The 23046-nt window shown below is 59.7% G+C and carries 18 protein-coding genes and 4 pseudogenes; 10 read left to right on the forward strand and 12 right to left on the reverse strand.

Annotation, left to right across the window (positions count from 1 at the left end; all coding sequences use genetic code 11):
• Positions 1 to 308: 308 nt before the first annotated feature.
• Positions 309 to 713 carry a tyrosine-type recombinase/integrase gene (locus tag ACWFUC_RS17765; protein ID WP_489622802.1) on the reverse strand — a complete coding sequence of 135 codons (405 nt, stop codon included), beginning with the start codon at positions 711 to 713 and terminating at the stop codon, positions 309 to 311.
• Between ACWFUC_RS17765 and ACWFUC_RS17770 the strand changes: the two are divergent.
• Both ACWFUC_RS17770 and ACWFUC_RS17775 read left to right on the forward strand, forming a co-directional pair.
• Positions 605 to 1386 (forward strand): annotated as a pseudogene (locus ACWFUC_RS17770) (transposase family protein); the annotation flags it as partial. The gene ACWFUC_RS17765 and the pseudogene ACWFUC_RS17770 sit on opposite strands and share 109 nt — an antisense overlap.
• 40 nt (positions 1387 to 1426) lie before the next feature.
• The gene (locus ACWFUC_RS17775; RefSeq protein ID WP_489622803.1) at positions 1427 to 1720 is read left to right on the forward strand and encodes a hypothetical protein; all 294 of its coding nucleotides are present in this window, start codon (positions 1427 to 1429) and stop codon (positions 1718 to 1720) included.
• On the opposite strand, the gene ACWFUC_RS17780 is transcribed toward ACWFUC_RS17775, so the two are convergent.
• Both ACWFUC_RS17780 and ACWFUC_RS17785 read right to left on the reverse strand, forming a co-directional pair.
• Positions 1717 to 3945 carry a TonB-dependent receptor gene (locus ACWFUC_RS17780; RefSeq protein ID WP_489622804.1) on the reverse strand — a complete coding sequence of 743 codons (2229 nt, stop codon included), beginning with the start codon at positions 3943 to 3945 and terminating at the stop codon, positions 1717 to 1719. The two genes, ACWFUC_RS17775 and ACWFUC_RS17780, sit on opposite strands and share 4 nt — an antisense overlap.
• Positions 3946 to 4136: 191 nt before the next feature.
• Positions 4137 to 7079 carry a Tn3 family transposase gene (locus tag ACWFUC_RS17785; protein ID WP_489622805.1) on the reverse strand — a complete coding sequence of 981 codons (2943 nt, stop codon included), beginning with the start codon at positions 7077 to 7079 and terminating at the stop codon, positions 4137 to 4139.
• A 163-nt stretch (positions 7080 to 7242) separates the two neighbouring features.
• On the opposite strand from ACWFUC_RS17785, the pseudogene ACWFUC_RS17790 reads away from it, so the two are divergent.
• A pseudogene (locus tag ACWFUC_RS17790) lies at positions 7243 to 7569 on the forward strand (2OG-Fe(II) oxygenase); the annotation flags it as partial.
• Between the two features lie 15 nt (positions 7570 to 7584).
• On the opposite strand, the gene ACWFUC_RS17795 reads toward ACWFUC_RS17790, so the two are convergent.
• From ACWFUC_RS17795 to ACWFUC_RS17805, 3 genes and pseudogenes are all read right to left on the reverse strand, one after another.
• On the reverse strand, positions 7585 to 8001 hold the full coding sequence (locus tag ACWFUC_RS17795) for an NAD-binding protein (protein ID WP_310839754.1): 417 nt from the start codon (positions 7999 to 8001) through the stop codon (positions 7585 to 7587).
• A pseudogene (locus ACWFUC_RS17800) lies at positions 7987 to 8469 on the reverse strand (NAD(P)-dependent oxidoreductase); the annotation flags it as partial. The gene ACWFUC_RS17795 and the pseudogene ACWFUC_RS17800, both read right to left, overlap by 15 nt.
• A gap of 63 nt (positions 8470 to 8532) precedes the next feature.
• Complete coding sequence (locus tag ACWFUC_RS17805) at positions 8533 to 9051, reverse strand: SRPBCC family protein (protein WP_489622863.1); 519 nt, start codon at positions 9049 to 9051, stop codon at positions 8533 to 8535.
• Positions 9052 to 9405: 354 nt separating this feature from the next.
• On the opposite strand from ACWFUC_RS17805, the pseudogene ACWFUC_RS17810 reads away from it, so the two are divergent.
• Positions 9406 to 9737, forward strand: a pseudogene (locus ACWFUC_RS17810) (integrase core domain-containing protein); the annotation flags it as partial.
• Between the two features lie 127 nt (positions 9738 to 9864).
• Here ACWFUC_RS17810 and ACWFUC_RS17815 read toward each other — a convergent pair.
• Both ACWFUC_RS17815 and ACWFUC_RS17820 read right to left on the reverse strand, forming a co-directional pair.
• Positions 9865 to 10695 (reverse strand): transporter substrate-binding domain-containing protein, encoded by an 831-nt coding sequence (locus ACWFUC_RS17815; protein ID WP_489622864.1) that lies wholly within the window; start codon positions 10693 to 10695, stop codon positions 9865 to 9867.
• Between the two features lie 298 nt (positions 10696 to 10993).
• The gene (locus tag ACWFUC_RS17820) at positions 10994 to 11923 is read right to left on the reverse strand and encodes a LysR substrate-binding domain-containing protein (RefSeq protein ID WP_489622865.1); all 930 of its coding nucleotides are present in this window, start codon (positions 11921 to 11923) and stop codon (positions 10994 to 10996) included.
• Positions 11924 to 12023: 100 nt separating this feature from the next.
• On the opposite strand from ACWFUC_RS17820, the gene ACWFUC_RS17825 reads away from it, so the two are divergent.
• The 5 genes from ACWFUC_RS17825 to ACWFUC_RS17845 all read left to right on the forward strand — a co-directional run bounded on the left by ACWFUC_RS17825 (position 12024) and on the right by ACWFUC_RS17845 (position 17867).
• Positions 12024 to 13181 carry a trans-sulfuration enzyme family protein gene (locus tag ACWFUC_RS17825; RefSeq protein ID WP_489622866.1) on the forward strand — a complete coding sequence of 386 codons (1158 nt, stop codon included), beginning with the start codon at positions 12024 to 12026 and terminating at the stop codon, positions 13179 to 13181.
• 63 nt (positions 13182 to 13244) lie between these two features.
• Positions 13245 to 13895: an amino acid ABC transporter permease gene (locus tag ACWFUC_RS17830; protein ID WP_034333493.1), complete on the forward strand. Its 651-nt coding sequence runs from the start codon at positions 13245 to 13247 to the stop codon at positions 13893 to 13895.
• Complete coding sequence (locus ACWFUC_RS17835) at positions 13892 to 14662, forward strand: amino acid ABC transporter ATP-binding protein (RefSeq protein ID WP_489622867.1); 771 nt, start codon at positions 13892 to 13894, stop codon at positions 14660 to 14662. The genes ACWFUC_RS17830 and ACWFUC_RS17835 overlap by 4 nt, the downstream gene beginning before the upstream one ends.
• Positions 14663 to 14960: 298 nt before the next feature.
• On the forward strand, positions 14961 to 15719 hold the full coding sequence (locus ACWFUC_RS17840) for a MotA/TolQ/ExbB proton channel family protein (RefSeq protein WP_489637245.1): 759 nt from the start codon (positions 14961 to 14963) through the stop codon (positions 15717 to 15719).
• 54 nt (positions 15720 to 15773) lie between these two features.
• Positions 15774 to 17867, forward strand: a complete 2094-nt coding sequence (locus ACWFUC_RS17845) for a TonB-dependent siderophore receptor (RefSeq protein WP_489637246.1) — start codon at positions 15774 to 15776, stop codon at positions 17865 to 17867.
• Here the strand turns inward: ACWFUC_RS17845 and ACWFUC_RS17850 are convergent.
• The 4 genes from ACWFUC_RS17850 to ACWFUC_RS17865 form a co-directional block, all read right to left on the reverse strand.
• Positions 17783 to 19219, reverse strand: coding sequence for a c-type cytochrome (locus ACWFUC_RS17850; protein WP_489637247.1), 1437 nt, complete (start codon positions 19217 to 19219; stop codon positions 17783 to 17785). The two genes, ACWFUC_RS17845 and ACWFUC_RS17850, sit on opposite strands and share 85 nt — an antisense overlap.
• Before the next feature lie 239 nt (positions 19220 to 19458).
• Positions 19459 to 19854, reverse strand: coding sequence for a DUF2946 domain-containing protein (locus ACWFUC_RS17855; RefSeq protein WP_489634064.1), 396 nt, complete (start codon positions 19852 to 19854; stop codon positions 19459 to 19461).
• A gap of 119 nt (positions 19855 to 19973) precedes the next feature.
• Positions 19974 to 20339: a helix-turn-helix domain-containing protein gene (locus tag ACWFUC_RS17860; RefSeq protein ID WP_489634065.1), complete on the reverse strand. Its 366-nt coding sequence runs from the start codon at positions 20337 to 20339 to the stop codon at positions 19974 to 19976.
• A 322-nt stretch (positions 20340 to 20661) separates the two neighbouring features.
• On the reverse strand, positions 20662 to 21048 hold the full coding sequence (locus ACWFUC_RS17865) for a DUF2946 domain-containing protein (protein ID WP_489634066.1): 387 nt from the start codon (positions 21046 to 21048) through the stop codon (positions 20662 to 20664).
• A 383-nt stretch (positions 21049 to 21431) separates the two neighbouring features.
• Between ACWFUC_RS17865 and ACWFUC_RS17870 the strand changes: the two genes are divergently transcribed.
• Positions 21432 to 23006 (forward strand): subtype B tannase, encoded by a 1575-nt coding sequence (locus ACWFUC_RS17870; protein WP_489637248.1) that lies wholly within the window; start codon positions 21432 to 21434, stop codon positions 23004 to 23006.
• The last annotated feature ends 40 nt before the right edge of the window (positions 23007 to 23046 follow it).

The raw sequence follows: 23046 nt of genomic DNA on the forward strand, positions 1-23046 counted from the left end.
TTAGATTTTGAATGGGAAAAATGACGTTCTAAACGAACGCTCAGGCAAAACCCACGCGAACGAACCCCCAGCGGAAGCTGTTTTATTAACAGAGTGGAGGTTCGAATGGACTACATGGGTGGAGAGATGAGATTAATTGATGAATTTAGAGTTGAGAGTTTAAGCGATGCGACAAAGATGTGCAAAAGTTTGTTCGAAGCTAATGCGTCTCGCTCTCCGAAATAGCCGGTCTACTTGAACATTTATAGCGCTAAAAGTCACCCGGCAGTTGCCACGGACCTCACTCACAACACTCAAAGATAATAGGATCAGGCAGGAGGCTTTCGGAGTAAATGTCGCGCGGCATTTTCCTCAAAACGGCCAGCCTCCTCGATGTACCCCTGCACGGTGCCGTCATGTCGCCAGCCGCCTTGCCGCTTGATTTGTCGGAAGTCCGCGCCAGCGCGATAGGCGCTAGTTGCCATGCCTCGCCGCAGGCTGTGACTTGAAAGATCGGGGATGTAGTCTAGAGCGGTCAATGCTGCACAATCTGCCAGGATCGTATTGATGCTCGCGGGGTGAATTGGCCGCTCACCGACCATTTCCCACTTATTGACCGAGCGGAAAACCGCGCCGCCCTCAATGCTGGCCGCGTCCAGCCAAGTGCGTAGCGCTGTGGCAGGGCAGCACGTTCCGGTATCCCCAGCAGTTGCAGCAGTGGAAGTCAAACGCAACGCAGGCGCTGGCCGTTCCCGAGGAGGCGCGCGCGAGCCCGTCGCAGACGAGACAGGATCAGCGACGCATCAAGGAACTAGAACGCGAGGTCCGGCGCAAGGACAAGGCCCTGACGGAGACGGCGGCGCTGCTGGTACTCTCAAAAAAATGCGAGGCGATCTTGCAAAGAAACCTGCGGGACGAGGACGAATGATCGACCTGCAAGATCGCCAGGAACATGCCCGCAACATCGAGGCCGCCTGCAAGGCGGGAGCGCGTTTGCACCAGGCCTGCGAGATCGCGGGCATCACTGCTCGTACCCTGCAGCGCTGGAGAGCCCATCAGGGCCTCGACACGGGCGATAGGAGACCGCAAGCTGTGCGCCCCATGCCCGCCCACGCACTGACCGAAGTTGAGCGCGCGCAGTTGCTGCGCGTGGCCAACGAGCCGCGCTTTGCGGACATGCCGCCAGCACGCATCGTGCCCATGCTGGCCGACCAGGGGGTGTACATCGCCAGTGAGTCGAGCTTCCAGCGCGTGCTGCGCACCCAGGGACAGGCGCGTCACCGCGGACGCGCCAAGGCCCCGCGCAAGAGTCGCCGGCCCACCACGCACATCGCCACCGCGCAGCGCCAGGTGTGGTGCTGGGACATGAAGTTCCTGCCCACCCAAGTCGCCGGGCGCTGGTACTTCCGGCGTAACGCTGTAACAAGCGTTACACCGTTAGGCCGGCGTGGTGCGCTACTACCGGCGGCATGCCAAGGAACTGCTGCGTCTGGCCCAGTGCCTCGATGCGCTAGCGATTTCGGCGGCCATCCGCGGCATGGGGGAACGTCCCGCCATTGCCGACCATCCGCTCTCGCCAAAGCTGTTCATCGAGGAAATGCTGATCGCCTACGCCGCGCTTCGACTGAGGCAGCGCCGCCCGGTGCCGGCGCCCATGCGACAACGCCTGCTGTCCTCGTCGACACAGCAGGCGTTTTGCTGTCGGCCTGCAGCGCGCAGGCCGGTTGGCGATGCGGCTTAGAAAGCCACCGACACCGAGGTGCTGAAGGTGCGCGGGTTGGCCAGGACCAGATAGCCCGAGTTGGAGGCGCCACCGGCCGATTCCCAGTAGTTGCGGTTGGCCAGATTCTCGATGGCGGCGCGGAAGGTCACGGCGTGTCCGCCGATGTCTGTCAGGTAGCGCGCGCCGATGTCATAGCGCACCCACGACGGCACTTCCAGCTTGTTGGCGGCATCCACGTACTGAGTCGAGGTGTAGGTGGCGCGGCCATTGATGCTCAGGCCGCGCACGCCGGGGATGTCGTACTCCAGACCGGCATTGGCTTGCAGCCTGGGCACGCCGATCGCGTAGTTCCCATTGTTGGTGCCGCCGTTGGTCTGCTGCTGTTTGGCATCGAGGAAGGTGATGCCCGAGAGCAGGCGCAGGTTCTTGCTCAGCTCGCCATAGGCGGTCAGTTCGACGCCGCGGTTACGCTGCAGACCGTTGGTGGCTTCGATGTTGGTGACCGCATCCTTGTAGGACAGCGGACGGTCGGTGGTGAAGAAGGCCGCCCCCAGACCCAGGCCGCCCAGTTCATACTTCACGCCCACTTCCTTCTGCTTGGACTTGTACGGGGCAAGCACCTGGCCATAGTTCGCCGCCGTGGTGTCGGTAATCTGCTTGCCTTGCTGCAGACCCTCGATGTAGTTGGCATAGAGGGACAGGTTCTTCTGCACCTTGAAGACCACGCCGGCCATCGGCGAAGTGGCGCTCTGGTCGTAGTGCGCGCTGTTGAGGTGGGTGTTGTAGGCATAGGTGTCGGACTTGAGCTGCTGCTGACGCACGCCCACGGTAACCAGCAGGCGATCGTTATAGAAGCCCAGCGTGTCGGAGACCACCGCGCTGGCCAGGTTGGTGCGGGTGGTGGTCTGCGGGTCGCTGAGGCTGTTGCCCAGCGTGGTCAGTGCCGGCTGGCTGTACATCGTCGGGTTGTACAGATTGGTGCCCAGCGCGTAGAAGGACGAATAGCCATAGGCATTGCGCGAGTTCAGCGAGTACATCGAAGCGGCGGCCACCAGCTTGTGTGAGACCGCGCCGGTCTTGATCTGGGTGCGGATGCCCACTTCCCCGGTGGCCACATCATCCTGGCGCGCATTGTCGAAGCGGTAGGTGGAGGCGGCGCCGGTGCTGGCGTTGTTGACGCGGATGCCGGACAGCGAATTGTTTTCGGTACCCTGGCGGGCGCCGAAGGCCGCCCAGGCGGTGGTGTGATCGGACAGATCCCATTCGCCACGGACGGTGCCGAAGATGTCGCGTTCATTGGAATACGACCACGGCTGGGAATAGTTGGCCGAGCCGCTCGGCGCCGCCGGCACCGAAGTCAGCCCGCTGCCCAGCGTGACGCTGGAGCGCATGTTGTTGAGATTGTTTTCCTGCACGCCCAGATCGGCTGAGAGGCGGAAATCATTACCGCGATAATCCACACCCAGCGAGAACAGGTTGGTTTCGCGCTTTTCATTGGACACGCCGGTGCCGCCGGCATGGCGGGCGGCGTTGATGCGCACGCCCAGGCGATCTTCCGGCCCGAGGCGGCGCGAGAAATCGATGGCGGCATATTTGCTGTTGCCCGATTCGTAGCCCATCGTCACCTCGGTCAGCGGCTCATTGGCGGCGCGCTTGGGGACGATGTTGATGGTGCCGCCCAGGCCGGCATCGCCCGGTGTGGCGCCGTTGAGGAAGGCGCTGGCGCCGTACAGCACCTCGACGCGCTCGATCATTTCGGCGGCCACATACTGGCGCGGCAGGATGCCGAACAGGCCGTTGTACATCAGGTCGTCGGAGTTGGCGATGAAGCCGCGGATCATGTACGACTCCTGGAAGTTGCCATAGCCGCGCGTGGTGCGCACCACCGGATCGTTCTTGAGTACGTCGCCCACGCCATGCGCCTGCTGGTCGGCAATCAGTTGCTGGGTGTAGGCCACCGAGCGCACCGGGCTGTCCAGATTGTCGACATTGCCCAGCACGCCCAGGCGGCTGCCGCGCGCGACCTGGCCACCGGCGAATTCCTTGGTCAGGCCATCGGCGGAGGCGTCAGCCGAGGCATTGACGGTGATGGTGGGCAGTTGCTGGTCTTTCTGGTCGCTGCTGGCGGTGCTGTCGCTGGTGCTGGTGGCGCTGCTCTGCGCCAGGGCCGGCAGGGGGCTGAGGAAAGCCAGTGCCAGCGCGGCGGCCAGCGGCGTGAGGCGGTGGAAGTGCGAGAGTGACATGAAGAAACTTTCAAAAGTTGCGGCAGGAAAACGAATTATCGGATTATAAGTAATTATCGTTCGCATTTACATTAATTAATGAAAACTTTACTTCCGTAATGGAGGATCGTCTCAGAAACGGGAAAGAAAGCGCGCTAAGCTGGTTGCAGCGGTCTTAGCGGCCTGAATTTGTCGACACCAATCTCGCCATGCTATCGGATCTGTTTCTGACTGGCCGGTAAACTCGTGACCGCACTGCTAGGCAGAATACGTATCGCGTATTCCGCCAAGGGAAACTCAAGGGTGCCGCGCAGATTCAGTCCTTCCAGGTGAGTAGGAGCGATCCGCCTCAGAAGTTCTGGAGCGATAGGCTCGCCGCCGAATTCCTCAAAACGGTCAACGGTACGCTGTATATGACGGGTATTCCAGGCCATGAGCACATTGGTCAGCAAGGAAAGACTTGACGAAACTGCCGCCAACGAATCCGGACGCTTGGCCAACTCGGTGGGGATTTTGCCGGTGTGGACAGCGCGCTGAATTGCATGCACAGCCTCGCCGCGATTGAGCACATGGCGAAGTTCACGGCGGAAGGTCGAATTGGTAAAGTAGTCGATCAAGAAGATCGACCGGAGCAGCCTACCAAGCTGCGTGCCGCCGTCGTACACGTCCTGGCCACGGGCAGACGATCCAAAACGCTGCAGCGCTTGGACAGCGGTGCAGCGCCCGCTCTTGATGGATGCCACCACTCGGACGAATTCATCGTAAATTGCTTCGATCCCGTCCAGGTCAACGTCGCCGACCACCACTGGCAGGATTTCATCCGGCACCATGTGGCCACGGGGGACATGGAGGTATCGATCACGCATGTGTTGAAGCACAGGGCAAAGGTCAAACTTGAGACCCTTTGCCACGGCTATCCCGAAGTCGGTGTAACCGTGGGTATCTACTGCGAGCTGAGCGACATCTTCCGTAGCGGTTTGACGAACCACGCCCTCGATGGCTGCACCTACCTGGCGTTCCTTCAGGAGGATGGGCTGATCGTAAAAAATACCCCAGCGATCGCGCACATGGGTGTAGATGCCGATTGAGGCCGTGCGGCGACGCGGGTCGGCGCGCGCTTGCCAGACCGTGCGTGTGGTCTCCAAGCTCATCATGTCGGACGACGCCAGATCGCCAATTCCCCAATGCGCGGCGATGGGATGTCGGTGCATGTACGCCAGGACTGCATCTGCAGCCTCTCGCAATTTGCGCTCGTCTGCCACCAGTTTCATCATCTGCCGGATCGACGAAGCTTTGAGCTCCGGGATCATGCGTGAAATGTCCGCTGCTGACAGGGATGTGCCGTGGGCCAGCACCGCGGCATAGACGAGAAGCAGTTCGCTGCGTGAGCGCGGTTCCCTCCCCAACAGCAGCCAAGAAAATCGCACTTCACTATCGATGTCGAGAATGATCGTCGGAAGTTGCCCGACTGGGCGGTCTTCGAAGATGGCCCGCCGTAGCGCATCGAGGTGGGGATCTCGCTCTTCGGCCACCAAGGCCTCGTTGCGAATGCTTCCAGCCTCGATGCGCACGTCACCGGACAGGTAGGCATCCTTCAGCCGTTCTAGGCCTTCGTCCAGGTGCTCAATGACATTATTCAGGAAAACTTTGGGGTCTTCCGATACTCCAAGGTCGCCGTAGTGATGGTGCCGCTTTGCCTTCCATTCCTCGCGGGAAATAAGCATGGTTTCCCGGCTGCGGAATGAAAAGCTGTGATTCACGAAAACCGATCCATTGCGCAACGCCATTCTCAGAGCGGAAATAGTGGCCCACTCAAACGCACGCAGTGCCGCAACGCGATCCTCGCCCTGGATGATCTCACGCCAGACTCGGCCGATCTTGATATTGGTGTGAAATGGTAATTCGTTGCCACCGTCTGGGCCGTACAGACCGCGAAGCACGTGAATGGCGTCAACAACCGGATGTTGCGACTCCGACTCAAAGGGCAAGTCGACCAGCTTGTGTAACAAAGCGCGGGCCTGCGCACTCTTTGCCATCAGCTGCAGACGAATCAAGCTCCGTCGACTCGGGGCGTGCTGTTGCAGCACCTGGTCAGCCAGTTCCACGATCTTGAGCAGCGTTTCCGCAGCTGGAGAAGCAGTCTCCAGAGCAAGAAGCTTGACTGCCTCTGCGAAGCCGCAAAGCTGCTTCTTGAGGTCAGGTCGCCCGGCATCGACCTGTCGACCTGCTTCGGTCGTGACGTCAATCGCCCACCGTCGAAACATCGCAAGCAGCTGGTCTGTAGCTGAGCACAGTGCGTAGCGCATGAAGCAAGCTGTCTCTAGTCGGCGGGACTGCGATTGAATACGCTTGCTGACGGAAGGTGGGCGATTAGCGCAACGACGCGCGTAATGTCGCACGAGCGTCTCATTGACTTCGGCAGGCCAGTCCGTGGGAACACGCAGCTCCTTGAGGTGATCGATTTTTGCGAACAATTCAGACATCTGAACTGTCGAGTGCTTCACAGGGACCGCCCATAGCCACTGTTGCAGGCTTCCCCTGTCCTCATACGGTGCCGGTAGGTCCCGGCTCCACCCCTGGATATTGGCCTCCCCGAGGTAGCGTACCAGGGCAGTCTCCAAGGCAGCCTCATGGCTGCGTATCGCTTCGGCGATCACGCGCCTGAGAAGCCTATCGTGCGGAACCAATATTTGATGCTGGTATAGCCATACCTTGACTTGCATGAGCAGGCTAGAGGCATCCGGTCGGCCGACCAGGGTCTCCTTAAGCCAGCGGACCAGGTAACGTCGCTGGTGCTCGGTCATCGAGGAAAAGCCCAGCGCCTGTTGTGCCAGCTGCTGGTGGTCGATTAAGGTCCGTGGCCGCGTCTCATACAGGGAGCGCAATGTTCCGATCTCGGGCGGGTCGATAGATAATTGCTCCCCGAGATGGCTCCACAGAACCTTCGGAATTTGCTTGTAGGCATCAAGCGTGCGGCCGGTCATCCGAATAAAGCCAATGTGGAGGGAGAGCGCCAGGCGATAAAGAAGGCTGCGCCTCGCTTCAATCAATGCGCGTTCTTTGGGGGAAAACGTGAAGAACGTGTTTAGCTCAAACTCGGTGAGTTCGGGCGGGATATGGCGCAAGCCGAGGTAGGGAGCGTGCCAGTGGTCCATTGTTTGACTCTCTGAAGAGAACAATGCGCACCATCATACGCGGTGGAAAAGGCAAACAGCAAGTGCCTGATTTTAAAGGAATTGTTGCAGTGCACACCGCTGAAGCCCGCGTAAACAGTGGAACGATCTACCGTCGGTCATTGCACGTAGATCAAAGAGACCCCTGTTCCTGAGTGATCCCGAGGATTACGACGGCGGCGGTCTCGTCATCGTCGACAGCTATGGTGAACATGAGGTCAAGCTGCCTGCCGGCGACCTGATTCTCTATCCGGCCACCAGCCTGCACAGCGTGGAGCCGGTCACGCGCGGAGAGCGCGTATGCTCCTTCTTCTGGACGCAGAGCCTGATCCGGGATGATGCACGGCGGACCCTGCTGTACGAAATGGATCGCTCCATCGACAGCCTCCGCAGCCGCGTGGGCGAATGCAAGGAAACGCTCACGCTGACCGGCAATTATCACAACCTGCTGCGCATGTGGAGTGAACCGTGACGTCGGATCACCGGCTCAAGTGCTACGCGCAGGCTCCGTGAACAACTTGACCACGGCAGTCATGTTTTCCTTGCCCAGGCCACACTCCATTGCGGCACGGAAGACTCCGCGCGCGGCAGCGATGGTTGGCACCATCAGCTCCGACGTTGCAGTGTCCACGGTATAGGTAAAGTCCTTCTCGATCAGCTCGACCGGAAACTGCGGGGCAAAGCCTCCCGCGAGCATCGAGCCGGCCACACGCCCTGCAACCGGACTCCATACGGGCGTCGCCGCAACGGCTTCGAGTACCTTTGCCACGTCCGCGCCGGCATGACGGAGCAGGCCTATCAATTCGCCAAGGACGCTGACCTGGATACCAAGCAAGGTATTGGTGGTCAGCTTGGTCAGTGCCCCCGCCCCGAGCGAACCCACGTGCTGGATGACGCTGCCCATCGTCTTCAGGACGGGTTCGGCGCGGGCCAGCGTAGCAGCCTCGCCACCGACCAGATAGACCAGTTGGCCCGCCTCGGCCTGGGGCGTACTTCCCGATACCGGTGCCTCGAGCAGGCCGATCGACCGGTCGGCAGCTTGGCGTCCCAGATTACGTATCCAGTCCGGAGTGAGCGTCGAGCTCTCGATCGCAATGGCACCAGGACTCATGCCGGCCAGCGCACCGGTGGCTGCATCCAGCCACACCTGCCGCGAAGCCTGATCGTCACGCACCATGGCCATGACGAAGTCCGCGCCCATGGCGGCTTCCTTGGGCGTGCCGGCCCATCTGGCGCCGGCGGCTACCAAGGCGTCGGCGGCAGCCGGGCTGCGATTCCAGACGGTCACGGTGTGACCTGCCTTGATGAGATTGGCGGCCATGCGCGAGCCCATCGCACCCAAGCCCAATACGGCGATTGTTGTCATGTGTCTTTCCTTTTGGCGGGCGGGCTTACTGCAGGGGCCCGGCCCTGAATGAACAAAATGGCGACGCCGTTACGGGCGACGTGCCTGACGTGCTGCTGCCACCAGGCCATCCAGCCAGTCCTGGTGTCCGTTGATCATCGGGTTGGGCTTGGTATTGTGCAGCACCTCGGCCGGCTTGCCTTTCTGCGTTTCCTGCGTGAGGATCCGCACCCGCCCTCCGTCCAGGTCTTCCACCAGCCATGCGTGATGCACATCCAGGCGATCGTCGCTGCCCACCTCCCCGGCCCAGCCGTGCCAGGCGATACGACCGGCTTGGCCGGCGGTGGGGGCCACGTATTCATTGCATTGCGCCTCGACCGGGAAACCGAAGGTTTCGAAATAGAAGCGGTCCCCGTCAGCCAATTGCGGACCCTTGCCGTCGTAGAAACGTACATTCGCCGAGTTGGCGTAGTAGGTCGGCCATTGCGATGGCACGGCAAGCAGCGGCCAAACGTCGGCCGCACTCAGGCCAGCGACGATGACTTCGTTGGAAGCAAAATTCTCGGTAAAGCCCGGCACGTAGCCTTCGGGCCAGATGATGGCGTTCATGTCACATTCCTTTTCATGGTGCAGTTGAATGAAGATGAGGCAAGCTACCAGCGTGTCGGACTGGCATTTGCCGACGGTCGCAGAGGATTGCCTCATCACAGGAAGGTCATGATGCGAACAAATCAGATATAAATCCAATCCTGTTTTCTTATTATTGTCATCAGCTCAAATGATATGAGAAATGATCCCTCCCCTCAGTTGGCAGCTTGTTCTACCTGTGTGTGGATCCATGCAAACAACCCATCGTTAGGTAGCCCTGAAATTTCCGGACACGCCTGTTTGTTAAACTTGACCAACAGGAGCAAGCAATAAGCAAATCAGAGAAACAGAGATACACAAGGGAGCTCCGCACCGAGACGCCCGGCACATGGCCTGATTCATCACACGGACCGTGGCAGTCAGTATTGCTCCCATGCCTTTGGTCGTTTGCTGAAGAAGTTTGGCGCGCGGGCATAGATGTCGCGTAAAGGGAACTGCTACGACAATGCGCCGACGGAGAGCGTCTGGGCAGCTTGAAAAACGAACTGATTCATCGCCAACGTTACACAACGCGTGCAGAGGCTGGGGTGTCGATTCGGGAACACATCGAAATTTTTTATAACCGCAAGCGGCGTCACTCTCGTCTTGGCAACATTGCCCCCGCTCGGTTTGTTGAACAATTCAACAGGAAACTGCGGACCGCATAAAACAAGAGTGTCCGTTATTGACTGAGTTGTACCGAATTTTGCAGCGAACCTGTCCGACTACAATGCACTAGCGGCAAGCCTGCTGGCCTGCCGCTGAACACCCGTTACCGATACGGCAACAAGAAAATCAAGGTTGCTGCAAAGCCCGCTGGATATCCCCCACCATATCGAAATCCGCACCCACCCAGCGGCGCGCCAGCTTATCAATGGTGCCATCGCGCGTCATGTCGCCAATGGCCTTGCTGACGGCCTCCTTCAATGGCTGCTGGCCCTTGGCCATGGCCGGTGCCGACAGCTGGTAGATCAGTACTGGTCCGACTTCCTTGATCGGCAACTTGTTCACGTTCGCGTATTTCATGCCACCGAAGTGCGAACTGATGACCGCATCGATGCGCCCATTGCCCAGGTCATTGAAGACGAAACCGCCATTGTCATAGGCGCGGATATCCGATTCCTTCAGATTGGCCCGCGCCCAGCTTTCGTTGGTGGTGCCGGTCGTCACGCCGACCTTCTTGCCCTTGAGATCGGGCTTGTCCTTGATGCTGGCATTGCTGGCCAGTACGAAGATACGAAAATCCTCCACGCCATAGGGTGCCGCAAAATCGACCTGCTTCTCCCGTTCCGGCGAAGGGGTGAGGTCGTTCATCACCATGTCGTACTTGCCCGCCTTGAGTCCTTCCACAAAATTCTTGAAACTGTCGGCCACGAAGATCACCTTGGCCACGCCGATGCGGCGCGCCACTTCCTTGGCCACCTCGACGTCATAACCGGCCGGTTGCAGCTTGTCATCGATCAGGCTCCAGGGCGGGCTGCTCTGGGTATTGGCGATGCGGATCACGCCCGATGCACGGGCATTGGCCAGAATGTCGGCCGGAATGTTCTGGGCTGTCACGGCAGCCGCTGCGCTGCCCAGGAGCGCTGCCAGCAGGCAGGCGGGAATGAAATGATGCAACTTCATGGTGCTGTCCCCTCTTGATCATCAATGAAATCGGAAGCCCATTCTGTGCGCAGGCCGGGGGATCAGCAATCCGTACACGTTTCTTGAGTGATAAGCAGAACTTATACTTTCCTCGATCAAACTGATGGATCGACAAGATATGCTGCACCAATCCGGAACAGCAAAATGATAAGGGCCAACAGTGTTTCACCCCCTGTCCCAGTTATCTCGGGGCTGACTGCTCTTCTTGCGGTCTCGTGCAGCATGGCCTTGCCCCAACCTTGTGCGCAGCGCTCAAATCGGTGCATTGCCGGGAAGTTCAGAACGTGCCGGGTTTCTGGTACAGCACCTGGCGCAGTGAGCTCATGTCCGACTCCATCTGGATCCGCATCACCCGCAGCAGTTCCTTGGCATTCTCCGACATCGGCACCCCAGGCCGGAAAACCAGCAGCGCCGTAAAGTTGGCCGTCACTTCCATCGGCTTCAGGCGCAGGCCGCGCGTGACGTAATCCAGCGCCAGGATGGGATGCGCCATGCCCATGCCAACGCCGCGCATGGCGAATTCGCACACCGAATTGGAATAAGGCGTCTCCAGGATGGGACGCAAGACCTTCCCCTGCAGCATCAGCTCCTGCTCCAGACGCCGGCGGCTGGCATCTTCCGGATTGAGGGCAATAAAGGGATGTTCCAGCAGATCGTCAGCCGTGATCACCGGCTTGCCGGCCAAGGGGTGCCGGTCGTTCATCACGATCACACCCGGCACGCTCATGAATTGCGAATGCTCCAGCCCGGAGACTGACAGCTCATCGGCCATCAGTCCGAAATCCAGCTGCCCTGCGCTGACCTGCTGGTAGACCTCGCGCGAGCTCATGATCTGGAACGACATCTGCACACGCCGCTCACCCAGTCCGAAGGCGGCGATGGCGCGCGGCATGAAACCATTGCCCAGTGCGGGAAAAGAAGCAATGGCCAGACGGCCCAGTCCGAACGAGCGCAAACTGCGGATGCGGTGCTCGATCATCTCGAAGCCGGCAAAGCAGCGATCCACCTCCACGATCAAGGCCAGCGCCTCCTGCGTCGGCACCAGGCGGCCACGGGTGCGCTCGAACAGCCGCAGTTCGGAAGTCGCTTCCAGCTTGCGGATCGACTGGCTGATCGCGGGCTGGGATACGTTGAGCAGGGCGGCGGCCTTGCTGGTGGTCCCGGCGCGCATGACGGCGCGGAAGACCTGAATGTCTCGCATGTCCATATATAAGTACCACTTATAGAGTTAGTCCCGCGTGCTGTTGATGGCTGCGGCGCGAATTCGGATACTGGGTTCCTCTTTTTTAGATTAACAAATTAATCGCATGAGCCACCCTATTTCATCGCAACCCGCGTTCGCCAGTCTCTCGCCCCCGGTGATGCGCGCCTCCACCGTGGTATTCGACACCTTCGAGGACTTTGTCCAGCGCAAGCAGCGCCAGCCCGATGGCTTCAGCTATGGCGTCACCGGCACCCCCACGGCGCGCCTGCTGGAGCAGCGTGTCGCCGCGCTGGAAAACGCCCGCCACTGCGTCATTGCGCCCTCCGGTGCGGCCGCCCTGATGACCACCGTCATGGGCTTCGTGCGCGGTGGCGACCATTTGCTGGTCTCGGCGGCCTGCTATGGTGCGCTCAAGACCTTTGCCGAGAAATGGCTGGCGCACATGGGCGTGGAGGTGGAACTCTACCGGCCGGACATCGGTGCGGACATCGCCGCACTGATCAAGCCCACCACTCGTATGATCTGCATGGAAGCGCCCGGCACGGTCACCATGGAAATGCAGGACATCCCGGCCATCACGGCCGTGGCACGCGAGCGCGGTGTACTGACCATGCTGGACAACACCTGGGCCAGCCCGCTGGGGCTGAGATGCCTGGATCTGGGCGTGGATTTCAGCATCCAGGCCGCCACCAAGTTCCTGGGCGGTCACTCCGACGTGCTCATGGGATGCATCAGCATGAATGACCACGGCCACTACGGCATCCTGCGCGAGACCCAGAGCATCCTCGGCCAGCAGGTCAGTCCCGAGGATTGCTTCCTGGTGCTGCGCGGGCTGGAAACGCTGCCGTTGCGGGTGCAGGCACAAGGTACGTCGACCCTGCAGGTGGCACGCCATCTGGCCGGCCATCCGATGGTGGCGCGCATGATGTATCCGCCGCTGGAAAGCGACCCCGGCCATGCCCTCTGGAAGCGCGACTACAAGACCCCTGGCTGCCTGTTTTCGATGATCCTGCAACCGGCGCCGGAAAGCGCCTTCCACGGCTTCTTCGACGCCCTGCAGCACTTCGTCATCGGTGCCAGTTGGGGCGGCGTGCACAGCCTGGCGGCGTATTATCCGGCCGCGCTGCAGGCCAACCGCGCCTTCCCGGCGACCGACCAGCCGGTGGTGCGCCTGTCCATCGGTCTGGAAGACCCCGCCCTGCTGATCGCCGATCTGGATCAGGCACTGGCCCAGTATGCAAGCGCGGCAGCCCAGGCGTGATGCCCGCATCAATGAACATTGAAGCAGCGCCCCAATGCAGGCGCTGCAACCGGGAGGAGAACCATGATTGATCTGTTTGTCAGGGCGCTACCGCTGCTGGAAAAAGCGGTAGTGGTGACCATCGGGCTGGGTATCGGCTCGTTCGTGCTGGGCTCGGCGCTGGGCATGCTCATTGCGTTGGCCCGCATTTCCGATGCGCGGCCGCTGCGCTGGCTGGCGTTTGCCTATGTGTCGGTGTTTCGCGGCACGCCCTTGCTGATCCAGATCCTGCTGATCTATTTCGGCCTGCCCAACTACGGCATCACCATCGATCCCATCCCCGCCGCCTTGCTGGCGCTGACCTTGTTCTCGGCGGCCTACCTGAGCGAGAACTTTCGCTCCGGCATCAATGCGGTTGATCGCGGCCAGTGGGAAGCTGCCTGGGCCATGGGCATGGGTTATTGGAAGACGCTATGGCGCGTGATCCTGCCGCAAGGCCTGCGCATCGCCATTCCACCCGTAGGCAGTCGCCTGATCGCGCTGATGAAGGACACCTCGCTGGCCTCCACCGTCACCGTGGTGGAGCTGACACGCGTGGCCGACCAGCTGGGAGCGACCACCTTCCGCTACATGGACATGTTCATCATCGTCGGGACCATCTACTGGGTCATCAATCAACTGCTCACTCTCCTGCAAACCTGGCTGGAAGAGAAACTGTCGAGGCGCTATCAATGAATCCGTCTTCTTCCCGTACTGTGCGCGTGAGCGCCCTGGCCAAGGCTTATGGCGCCAATCAGGTACTGCGCAACATCAACCTCGAAGTCGCGCGGGGCGAAGTGGTGGTCATCATGGGCCCCTCCGGGTCCGGCAAGACCACCTTCATCCGCTCGCTGAACCTGCTGGAATTGCCGGATCGCGGCAGCATCGAAATCTGCGGCGTGGCGCTGAACGATCCGGCGACGCTGCCCGCGCGCGAACTGCGGCGCAAGACGCTGCAGATCCGGCAGCAGACAGCCATGGTGTTCCAGTCTTTCAATCTGTTCCCGCACATGACGGCGTTGCAGAACGTGATCGAAGGCCTGGTCTCGGTCAAGGGGGTCGCCAAGGGGGAGGCCCGTGAGCGCGGCCTCGCGCTGCTGGGCAAGGTCGGACTGGCGGAGAAAGCCGATGCCTATCCGGGCAAGCTCTCCGGTGGCCAGAAGCAGCGTGTGGCCATTGCCCGCGCACTGGCCATGGATCCGGAAGTGATCCTCTTCGATGAGCCGACCTCGGCACTGGATCCGGAACTGCGCGACGACGTGTTGAACGTGATGCGCGCGCTGGCGGCGGAAGGCATGACCATGCTGGTGGTGACGCACGAAACGCGCTTCGCCCGGGATGTAGCCGACCGCATCCTCTTCATGGAAGGTGGACACGTGCTGGAAGATACCACCCCTGCCCTGTTCTTCGGCGCGCAGGGCAGCGAGCGCTCGCGGCAGTTCCTGGGACGCCTCCACGAATGATGTGCGCAGGCTGGCGAGGCGCCGTGACCTGGGCCGACAACGCGCGGCCCAGGCTCAAGGTGTCATTGAAGTTGGAGGCCGAACCACCCGTGTCATCGCGACGATTGAACAGGTTCAGGATAGTGAGCTGGATCTTCCATGGGCCGGCCTGACAGGCGAGCATGAGATCGGCAGGACATCGGTAAACAGAATGTGACAATTTGTCGCACGCCCTGCGCCTGGTCCTGCGCGCATAATTCGGGTCTTCTCCCATCCAGGGCGGCCCGGCACGGCCCGCCTCATGAAGGCTTAAAACATCATGGAAGTCAGTCCTTACGGCCTTCAGAGCTTGTGGGCGCAGGGTGACTTGGTCACGCGCGCAGTCGCGATTCTGCTGATAAGCATGTCCATCGCCTCCTGGTATGTGATCCTGACCAAGGCACTTGCCCTGCTTCGTCTGCGCAAGTCCGGCGAGGCCGCCCGCAGTGATTTTTGGACGGCAGGTGATCTGGAGAGCGCTCTGAGCACTTTGGGACATGACAATCCATTTTTCGCGCTGGCCCATGCCGGGAAGACGGCGCTCATTCATCATCAGCAGCACCAGGGACATTTGCATGAACAGCTGGCGATCAGCGACTGGATCACCCTCGGTCTAAGGCAATCCATTGATGAAGCTGCTGCGCGTCTGCAAGCGGGCATGGCCGTTCTGGCCTCTGTGGGATCGACGGCACCGTTTGTTGGCCTGTTCGGAACAGTCTGGGGGATCTATCACGCACTGGTCTCCATCGGCACCACCGGCCAGTCAAGCATCGACAAGGTTGCCGGCCCCGTTGGGGAGGCGCTGATCATGACCGCATTGGGACTGGCCGTAGCGATTCCCGCCACCTTTGGCTATAACGCGCTGGTACGCGGCAACAAAAGCACGCTGGCACGCTTGAACAAGTTCGGTTTCGACTTGCACGCATTGTTCGTCACTGGCGCTCGTGCAGGCGAGGACCAAGTCCATGCGTTGCCCTTGAGCGGCTCGCCGTCCCCCCGGGAGAACCTGCGCAAGCCAGGCAGGTCGCTCAGGCGCTAACCCTGCTGAGCAGTTATCAGGCTTCCCGAGTTCGTCTCCAATTAACTTTAAACGATGAAAAAGACTTCCCTGGCAGCCGCCATCGCATTGATCTATCCATTTGCAACAGTCGTCATGGCGCAAACCAGCAACGCCACCTCGACTGCCATCACCAATGCAGTTGCTGCTGAAAGCATTTCAAACAAGCCGCCCGTGTCTTCGGAGCTTCCTGAGGTTGTCGTTACGGAAGAGAGCCCGGGCTACGCTGCTTCACGCTCCAGCGCGGCGACGCGCACGGAGACACCGTTGCTTCAGACACCGCAGTCCGTCTCCGTATTGAAGCGATCCCTCCTGGATGACCAGGACGTCCACAGCCTCGCTGATGCACTCGTCAACGTTTCCGGAGTGGTACCGACCAAGCCGGAAGAAGCATTGCTGATCGCTCCCATCATCCGCGGATTTCCTGCGGAGACCTATCTGGATGGCCTGTCCATCTTCGGCGGGAATCAACAGGCATTCAATCCGGCAGGGCTGGTCGGCGTCGAACGAATCGAGGTGCTGAAGGGACCGAGTTCGAGCTTGTATGGTGGTGGACTGGGGTCTCCCCTGGGCGGACTCATCAACATTGAGTCGACACGTCCTGAGATTGGCAGAAATGGAGGCTTTGTCGGCGTACGAGCCGGTAGCTACTCCACCACCAACCCCTATGGTGACTACAACGTAACGCTGAGCGACAAGCTTGCAATACGCCTTGCAGGGGAATACCAGGAAAATTACAGCTGGATCGACAAGGTCCACGGGAAACGCGTTTTTTTCCAGCCCAGCATCCTGTTCAAGCCCGACGCGCAGACCGAGATTCTTTTCTCTGGCCAGTACAACCGTACGCAGCAGCTTGAGTACTCAGGGCTGCCCGCTCAACAGGCGCTGGCGGGTCAGCTTTATCGCAATGCCTTTCCAGGTGCGCCCAATGGCCAGCCCATGACGGATATCAACAATCGTCTCGGAAAGATCGAGTTGCGCCACAAGTTTGATGACGGCGTTCGCCTGGAGGCGTCCGCACAGTACTACACCAGTAACGTTGGCGAATACGGAAGCTTCATCTATCCGGCACTCGCAGCGCCCAGTGCATCTACGCCCACCACCTATCCCATCTTCCCGCTCACCATGAGCACCAGCACGCGTGAAACCGCTCTCGACGCGCATTTGATCGCGCCATTCAACATGCTGGGGGGACGTCACGAGTGGGTCGCTGGGGTTGCATACGACCTGACGAAGTTTTATTCGGGGATGGGCTTTGATGGGACGAGTGTCGGCTCGATTGATCTTTCCAACCCTCAATACAACCTCTCCTTTGGTGACAAGACCCCCATCAACTCGACGCAGACGGATCGCTACCGCACCCTCGCAACTTACGTGCAGGACCAGGCTCACTATGGCCGCTGGCACTTCACAGGGGCCCTGCGCCTGACTCAGCTTGAGTTTCAAGAGGCCGAACAGGGGACCGACAAAACCTACCACCATGTCTCGCCGCGGGTCGGCGTCAATTACGACCTGCTGCAAGGCCTGGCCCTGTATGCCGGTTATGCAACTGCATTCCGCGCACCTTTCGGTTTCATTGGTTCATCGATACCCAAGCCGGAGAGCTCCAGGAACATCGAGCTGGGTATCAAGCTTGACGATAAAGCGCGCAAGTTGTCGGGCACGCTGGCCGTGTTCGAACAAACTCGTGACAACGTCGCCACCGCCGATCCCGCCAATCCCCTCGTGTCGATCCAGACGGGACAGCAACGCGCACGCGGATTCGAGGCCGACATGACCTGGGAACCGGTTCGAGCGTTGTCCTTGCTGGCGAACTACGCCTATACCCAAGCGGTGGTTACGCAAGACAATACGATCCCGGTTGGTGACACACTGGCCCGTGTGCCCAGACATAGCGGACGCCTGGCCTTCCGCTATCGCGTACTGGATGGCGCCGCTGAGGGATTGTCATTCGGAGCCGGTATCACGGCACTCGGCCGCCGTCAGCTGACCTTGCCCAATACCGTCTCCGTGCCAGGCATGGCGACAGTGGATGCTCAGGCCGCCTATGACTTTGGTCGGTACACTCTGCAGCTCTCGGGGTATAGCCGCGCATCACCAGCGGCCAATTGTTGTTGCGCGATAAGTTGATTCACATCCGCTCCCGTGTTGGTAACAGCCAGGAAATGCGCGATGGCACGGATCTCCCGATCTGGCAGATCGATGCGTGGCATATAGACCTGCGTACCATGCCGCAACGGACCGGCCAGGAAGGAGGCAATGAGATCTTCATCGGTGGCGCCATGAAACTTGTCGGGCAGGCTGCGCAATGGGGCCCTAGGCTCCAGGGCATGGCAATTCGCACACGCAATTTTGGTCAACAGCCGCCCTGCTTCCAGCCGATTGCCATCGGTGATGATGCGGAGGCGATCAGGGATGAAGGGATGCACCTGAGTCAGCCCTTTCTGGGCGATCAAGTCGACCTCGGCGACAATCCCCTTGCCCGGTACGTCACGTGCGATGATCTGATTGCCGTAGATGTATTGCCCTGCCACGAATGGCTTGCGCATCGACTCGCGCATGCGTTCCTCCGGCCATACTCCCACTACCGAGATGAACGCCAACATCGCCAGCGCCAACGAGGTATAGATCCGCTGGGGCTTCCACCAAGCAAATATCAACCAGGCTGTCGCTACCAGAAAGACAGCAACCATCCCTTGCGCGTAGATGGGCAGCAGATGACTGTTGAGCATCACGATGGCGTTCTCAGGCAAGGTGCGCAGGTAGTACAAGAACATCATCACCGCGAACAGGCCACCCGCCAGTCCCACGGGAGCGAGCATTTTGACCACGCTGCGGCGCAGGGACAGATCATCGACCCGACTCGCGACCAGCAAGCCAACTACTGCCGCCATCACCAGCATTGAACCGGTCCGTGTCCCCAGATGCGCAAAGAAGTTCATGTTGTAGAAGGCATCGTTGGTGGAGCCGGTCTGATACCAGTTCTCATGGCCTGGCCACATCATGAAGGAGAGGATCCCCACGATCAGCAACATGGTTGCCCATGAGGCCAGCGCAAAAGACCAGGTGAGCTTGAGGTGCGTTTTTGCATCAATCTTCCCGATCAGGTAGACCAGCGCATAGACTCCGAGCACCTCCACCGTGAAGTAGACCCATTCTGCGGCCCAGACCCAGACGAAGTTATGAATTAGCCCACCCACTCCTCGTGGACTGGCCACCGTGATCGCATACCAGATACCGGGACCGGTAATGGATCCGATGATGTAGGAAAACACCAGCAAGAACATGCCGTACTTGCGAATGAATTCCATGAGTTGAGGCTTGTCTTCCTTGTAGCTCTTGGTCTCCAGCAAAGCGAAAAGGAAAGAGGCTCCCACCGACGTGTGAGAGGCCACGACGTGAATGACGCCGATGATGCCCATGACCCATGCCGTTCCCACGGCCGGGACGTAGAACGTCGGATACATGCCCAGCATGTCCATACGTTACTCCTCGATAGTTATTGTTATTCAGGTGCGCGGTTGCCTGGCGCAAGAGCATTGCGGCATCCCGGCCGACTGTTATTTCGGGCTGTACCGGTGCAATAGCCAATGACGCAAACCTCTGTTTGAGAGGATTGCGGCTGATTCATGGGCTATTGGGGCCGACATTTCCGCTCACACCGAGCACGCGCGTACAGCCCCGCACGAGTCCGCGAAAAGGGCGGGTACAACACGTGGAATCAAGGGAATTGCGGGTAACCGGGAGGAGCGCGACAGCGATGTGCCGTGAGCGCCAAGGTTTGGGCGAAGGTAACGTCAGGAATGACGAAGACAGGATGCACCAGCACCGCCACAAGCAAAGTGATATTGAGCGTTGCAGATGGCGGTGTCGGAGCGTGCTGCTGAAGAACACAATATCCACAGTGCGTTCCGTCAGCCGGCATTTTCTCCTGCCCTGCTGTACTGTTTCCTGGTACGGCTACACGCTTGACGCCACTCGTGCTGCAGACTTCCATCCAGGTGACTTGACTGGTGGTGGCGAGGGTTCGAGAAATGGTCGGAGCGGCAGCGCCAAAGACCATCACGCATAGCGCCAGCCATGCGAGCAGTCGATGAAAGCGTGGGCTAAAACTCATGTTCAGCGATCCGAAACGTAGGCCAAGTGACGGCGAGGATACGTCATGATAAGCCCGCTCTTGCGACCGACGAGCAGCTATTCTTCTGGCTGCGTCAATTTGCCGCAGTGACGACATGTTCAACTTGCAGAATGTCCATCAGCGACACATACCTCATGCGAGCACCCTGAAAAACAGTCCAGGTGCCGATTGCGGTGTGGCATGAGGGTATCAACAGGTGCGGGAAATTTTTCCATCATTGAGGCCCACGCTGCTTTCACCTCAGGGGCCTTCGAGCGTTCAAGATGAATGGCGATCAGGACGTGAGCAACCGGAATGCCCGTTAGCTGGGCCACCTTCACTGCTGTCGCATCGCCGATACCACTTTTTCCGCTTTTCATGTGGCTGATCGCACTGCGCGTCACACCCAGTACGTTTGCCAATGCGTGGTCGGACTGCAGGTCGAGCTTTCTCTTTACCAATTCCAAATAATCATTCGTTTGCATATGGCCTCCTGGGGCCGGACAGGCCGGGGTAACAAACCTCGTGATGGACGTCTCGATTGGAGATCATGCAATCGGACGTACGTGTGTTGCGGCATCCTGAACGGAGCGTTCGCTGAATGGATCGGGAGGGAAATGAGAAAGCCTCCGCGCTGACTGCGCTCGCTTTCCCATTGTGATGAGCCGATGGCATGCATCCCTGCCTGGATGCATGCTGCTTGCTCATGTTCTGCCTTGCTGAACATCTGTGGTTAGACTGGCCAGGCACACAAAGACCTGCACAAGTCTGCGAAAGAGACCTGTGCAACACACATGATCTAGGCGATTAAACGAGACCCGGAGGCGCTCGACTGCGATGTGCCGTGGGAGCCAGAACCGCGACCACGGTGACGTCAGCAATGAAGAAGACAGGATGCGCGAGCAACGCAATCAGCGAGGTGATGCCGGGGGCAACAGAGGGTAGTGTCGGTGCGTGCTGCTGAAGGACACAATAGCCGCAGTGTGCTCCGTCGATGGGCACTTTCTCCTGCCCTGTCGTACTGTTTCCCGGTGCCGCGACGCGCTTGGTGCCACTGGCACTACAGACTTCCATCCAGGTGAGCTGGCTATTGGAGGCCAGCGTCCGCGAAATGGTTGGAGCGGCAGCACCAAACACCATCACGCATAGCGCAAGCCATGCGAGCAGTTGATGAAAGCGTCGGCTCAAACTCATGTTCGGAGGTCTGGAAACGAGAGGCAAAAATAGGATTTGGCGTCAGCTATGATAAGCCCGCATTCGCAGGTGCTGACGCTGCATGGACCTGGCTGCGTCAATTTGCCGCAGCAAGGTCATGTGCCATGCGACTTCCGTAGCATTGCTTGGCGTTGGAATCTCCCCGTCGGTTACTGATCAAATTCTCGTCAAAACAATCACGCCGTCCATGAAGTAAATTTCTGAAAACCAGCTTGAAGAACTTCTCGACTGATATGATCTTCAGGCAGGCCATTTCTGGCACAGGCTGCGCGGAGAAGATTCAAGGGTTACGCCATTTTTTCCCTTCGCGAACCAGGCGATGCAGTTGGCATGGCTTTAAATTTCAATAAGGCAACATCCTCATGAATCGACGAGAATTCAATTTGGCACTGCTTGCAGCGGCCACGGTTTCCAAGGCCGCGTTTGCGCAGCCGATCCGAGAGAACCCGCAACTGCTGCTGGACACGGCGCATTACAAACAGCAACAGGTAACGGTTGATGGCCAGGTCATCCAGGTACGCGCCTTCGAGGGCATCCCCTACGTGGCGCGACCGGTCGAGCCGGAGTACCAGGTACTCAATCTGTACATTCCCGAGACCTACTTTCAAGGCGGCCGCATCGGTAGCTTCGACGCGCGTAGCGCCCCGATTTTCTTTCCCAATGCGGTAGGCGGCTACATGCCCGCAAAACCAGGGACTCTTGCCGGACGCGGCTTTCCACCGGGACCGCCGGGTGGCCAACCTGGGCAGCAACACAATCCGCCGCCAGACCTGCCTCCGGGGGCCTTGCCACCTCCCCCTATGGGCACAAATACCGTCAGCGCCAGTGCCGTGGCCCTGGCGCGTGGATTCATCGTCGCGGCCCCGGGTGCGCGGGGACGCACTCTGCAAGCGAGCGATGGCCGATGGACCGGCAAGGCGCCTGCCGCCATCGTCGATCTCAAGGCGGCAGTGCGCTGGTTACGCTACAACGCTGGCCGCTTCCCCGGCAACCCCGAACGTATCATCTCCAATGGCACCAGCGCGGGTGGTGCCTTGTCAGCGCTGTTGGGTGCCAGCGGCAATCACCCTGACTACGAGGCTGAGCTCAACAAGCTGGGGGCAGCGCCGGGGCGCGACGATATCTTCGCCGTATCTGCTTATTGCCCCATTACCAATCTGGCGCATGCCGATGAAGCCTACGAATGGCAGTTCGAGGGCGTGCGAGAGTATCGCAACGTGGCTATCTCGATGCTTGATTACAAAATTCAGCGTCAGGAAGTCGTGGGGCAGCTCAGTGATGCGCAGTTGCAGCTGTCGGCGCAACTGCGTGCGGCATTTGTCGACTATGTCAATGCATTGGGCCTGCGTTCGCCGGAGGGAGGCACGCTCAGCCTGCAGGCCGATGGTCACGGATCATTGCGTGATCATATCGCCGGGCTGTTGCTCGACTCGGCCCGCAAGGCCCAGGCGGGCGGCACTGACCTGGGTCAGCTGGCATGGCTTCAGCGTCGCGATGACAAGGTGGTAGCAGTCGATTTCAGTGCCTATGCACGTAGTGTCGGACGCATGAAGAGTCAACCAGCCTTCGATGGCCTGGCCCTGGAAACCGGCGAGAATCAGCTGTTCGGCGATGCGAACACCGACAAGCGCCACTTCACCGCATTCTCGGCGCAGCACAGCAAGGTCTCCGGTGCTGGCCTGGCTGAGCCACAGACGGTCAAGGCCATGGATGCGATGCAGGAAATCGCTGATGCGCGCTCCGTAGTGGCGCAACGCTGGCGCATCCGACAAGGCACGATGGATCGGGACACCTCGCTGGCGGTGCCGACGCTGCTCGCTGCAGCGGCACGTCAGCGTGGCGCACAGGTCAATCTGGAGTTCGCCTGGAACCGCCCACATAGTGGCGATTACGACCTGGAGTCGCTGTTTGCATGGATCCAGGCGCAGGTGAGTTAGGCTGGGGAGACCGGATATCTCGGAGCGCAAGAGCATGTGC

Source organism: Herbaspirillum sp. Her4 (genome assembly GCF_057961335.1).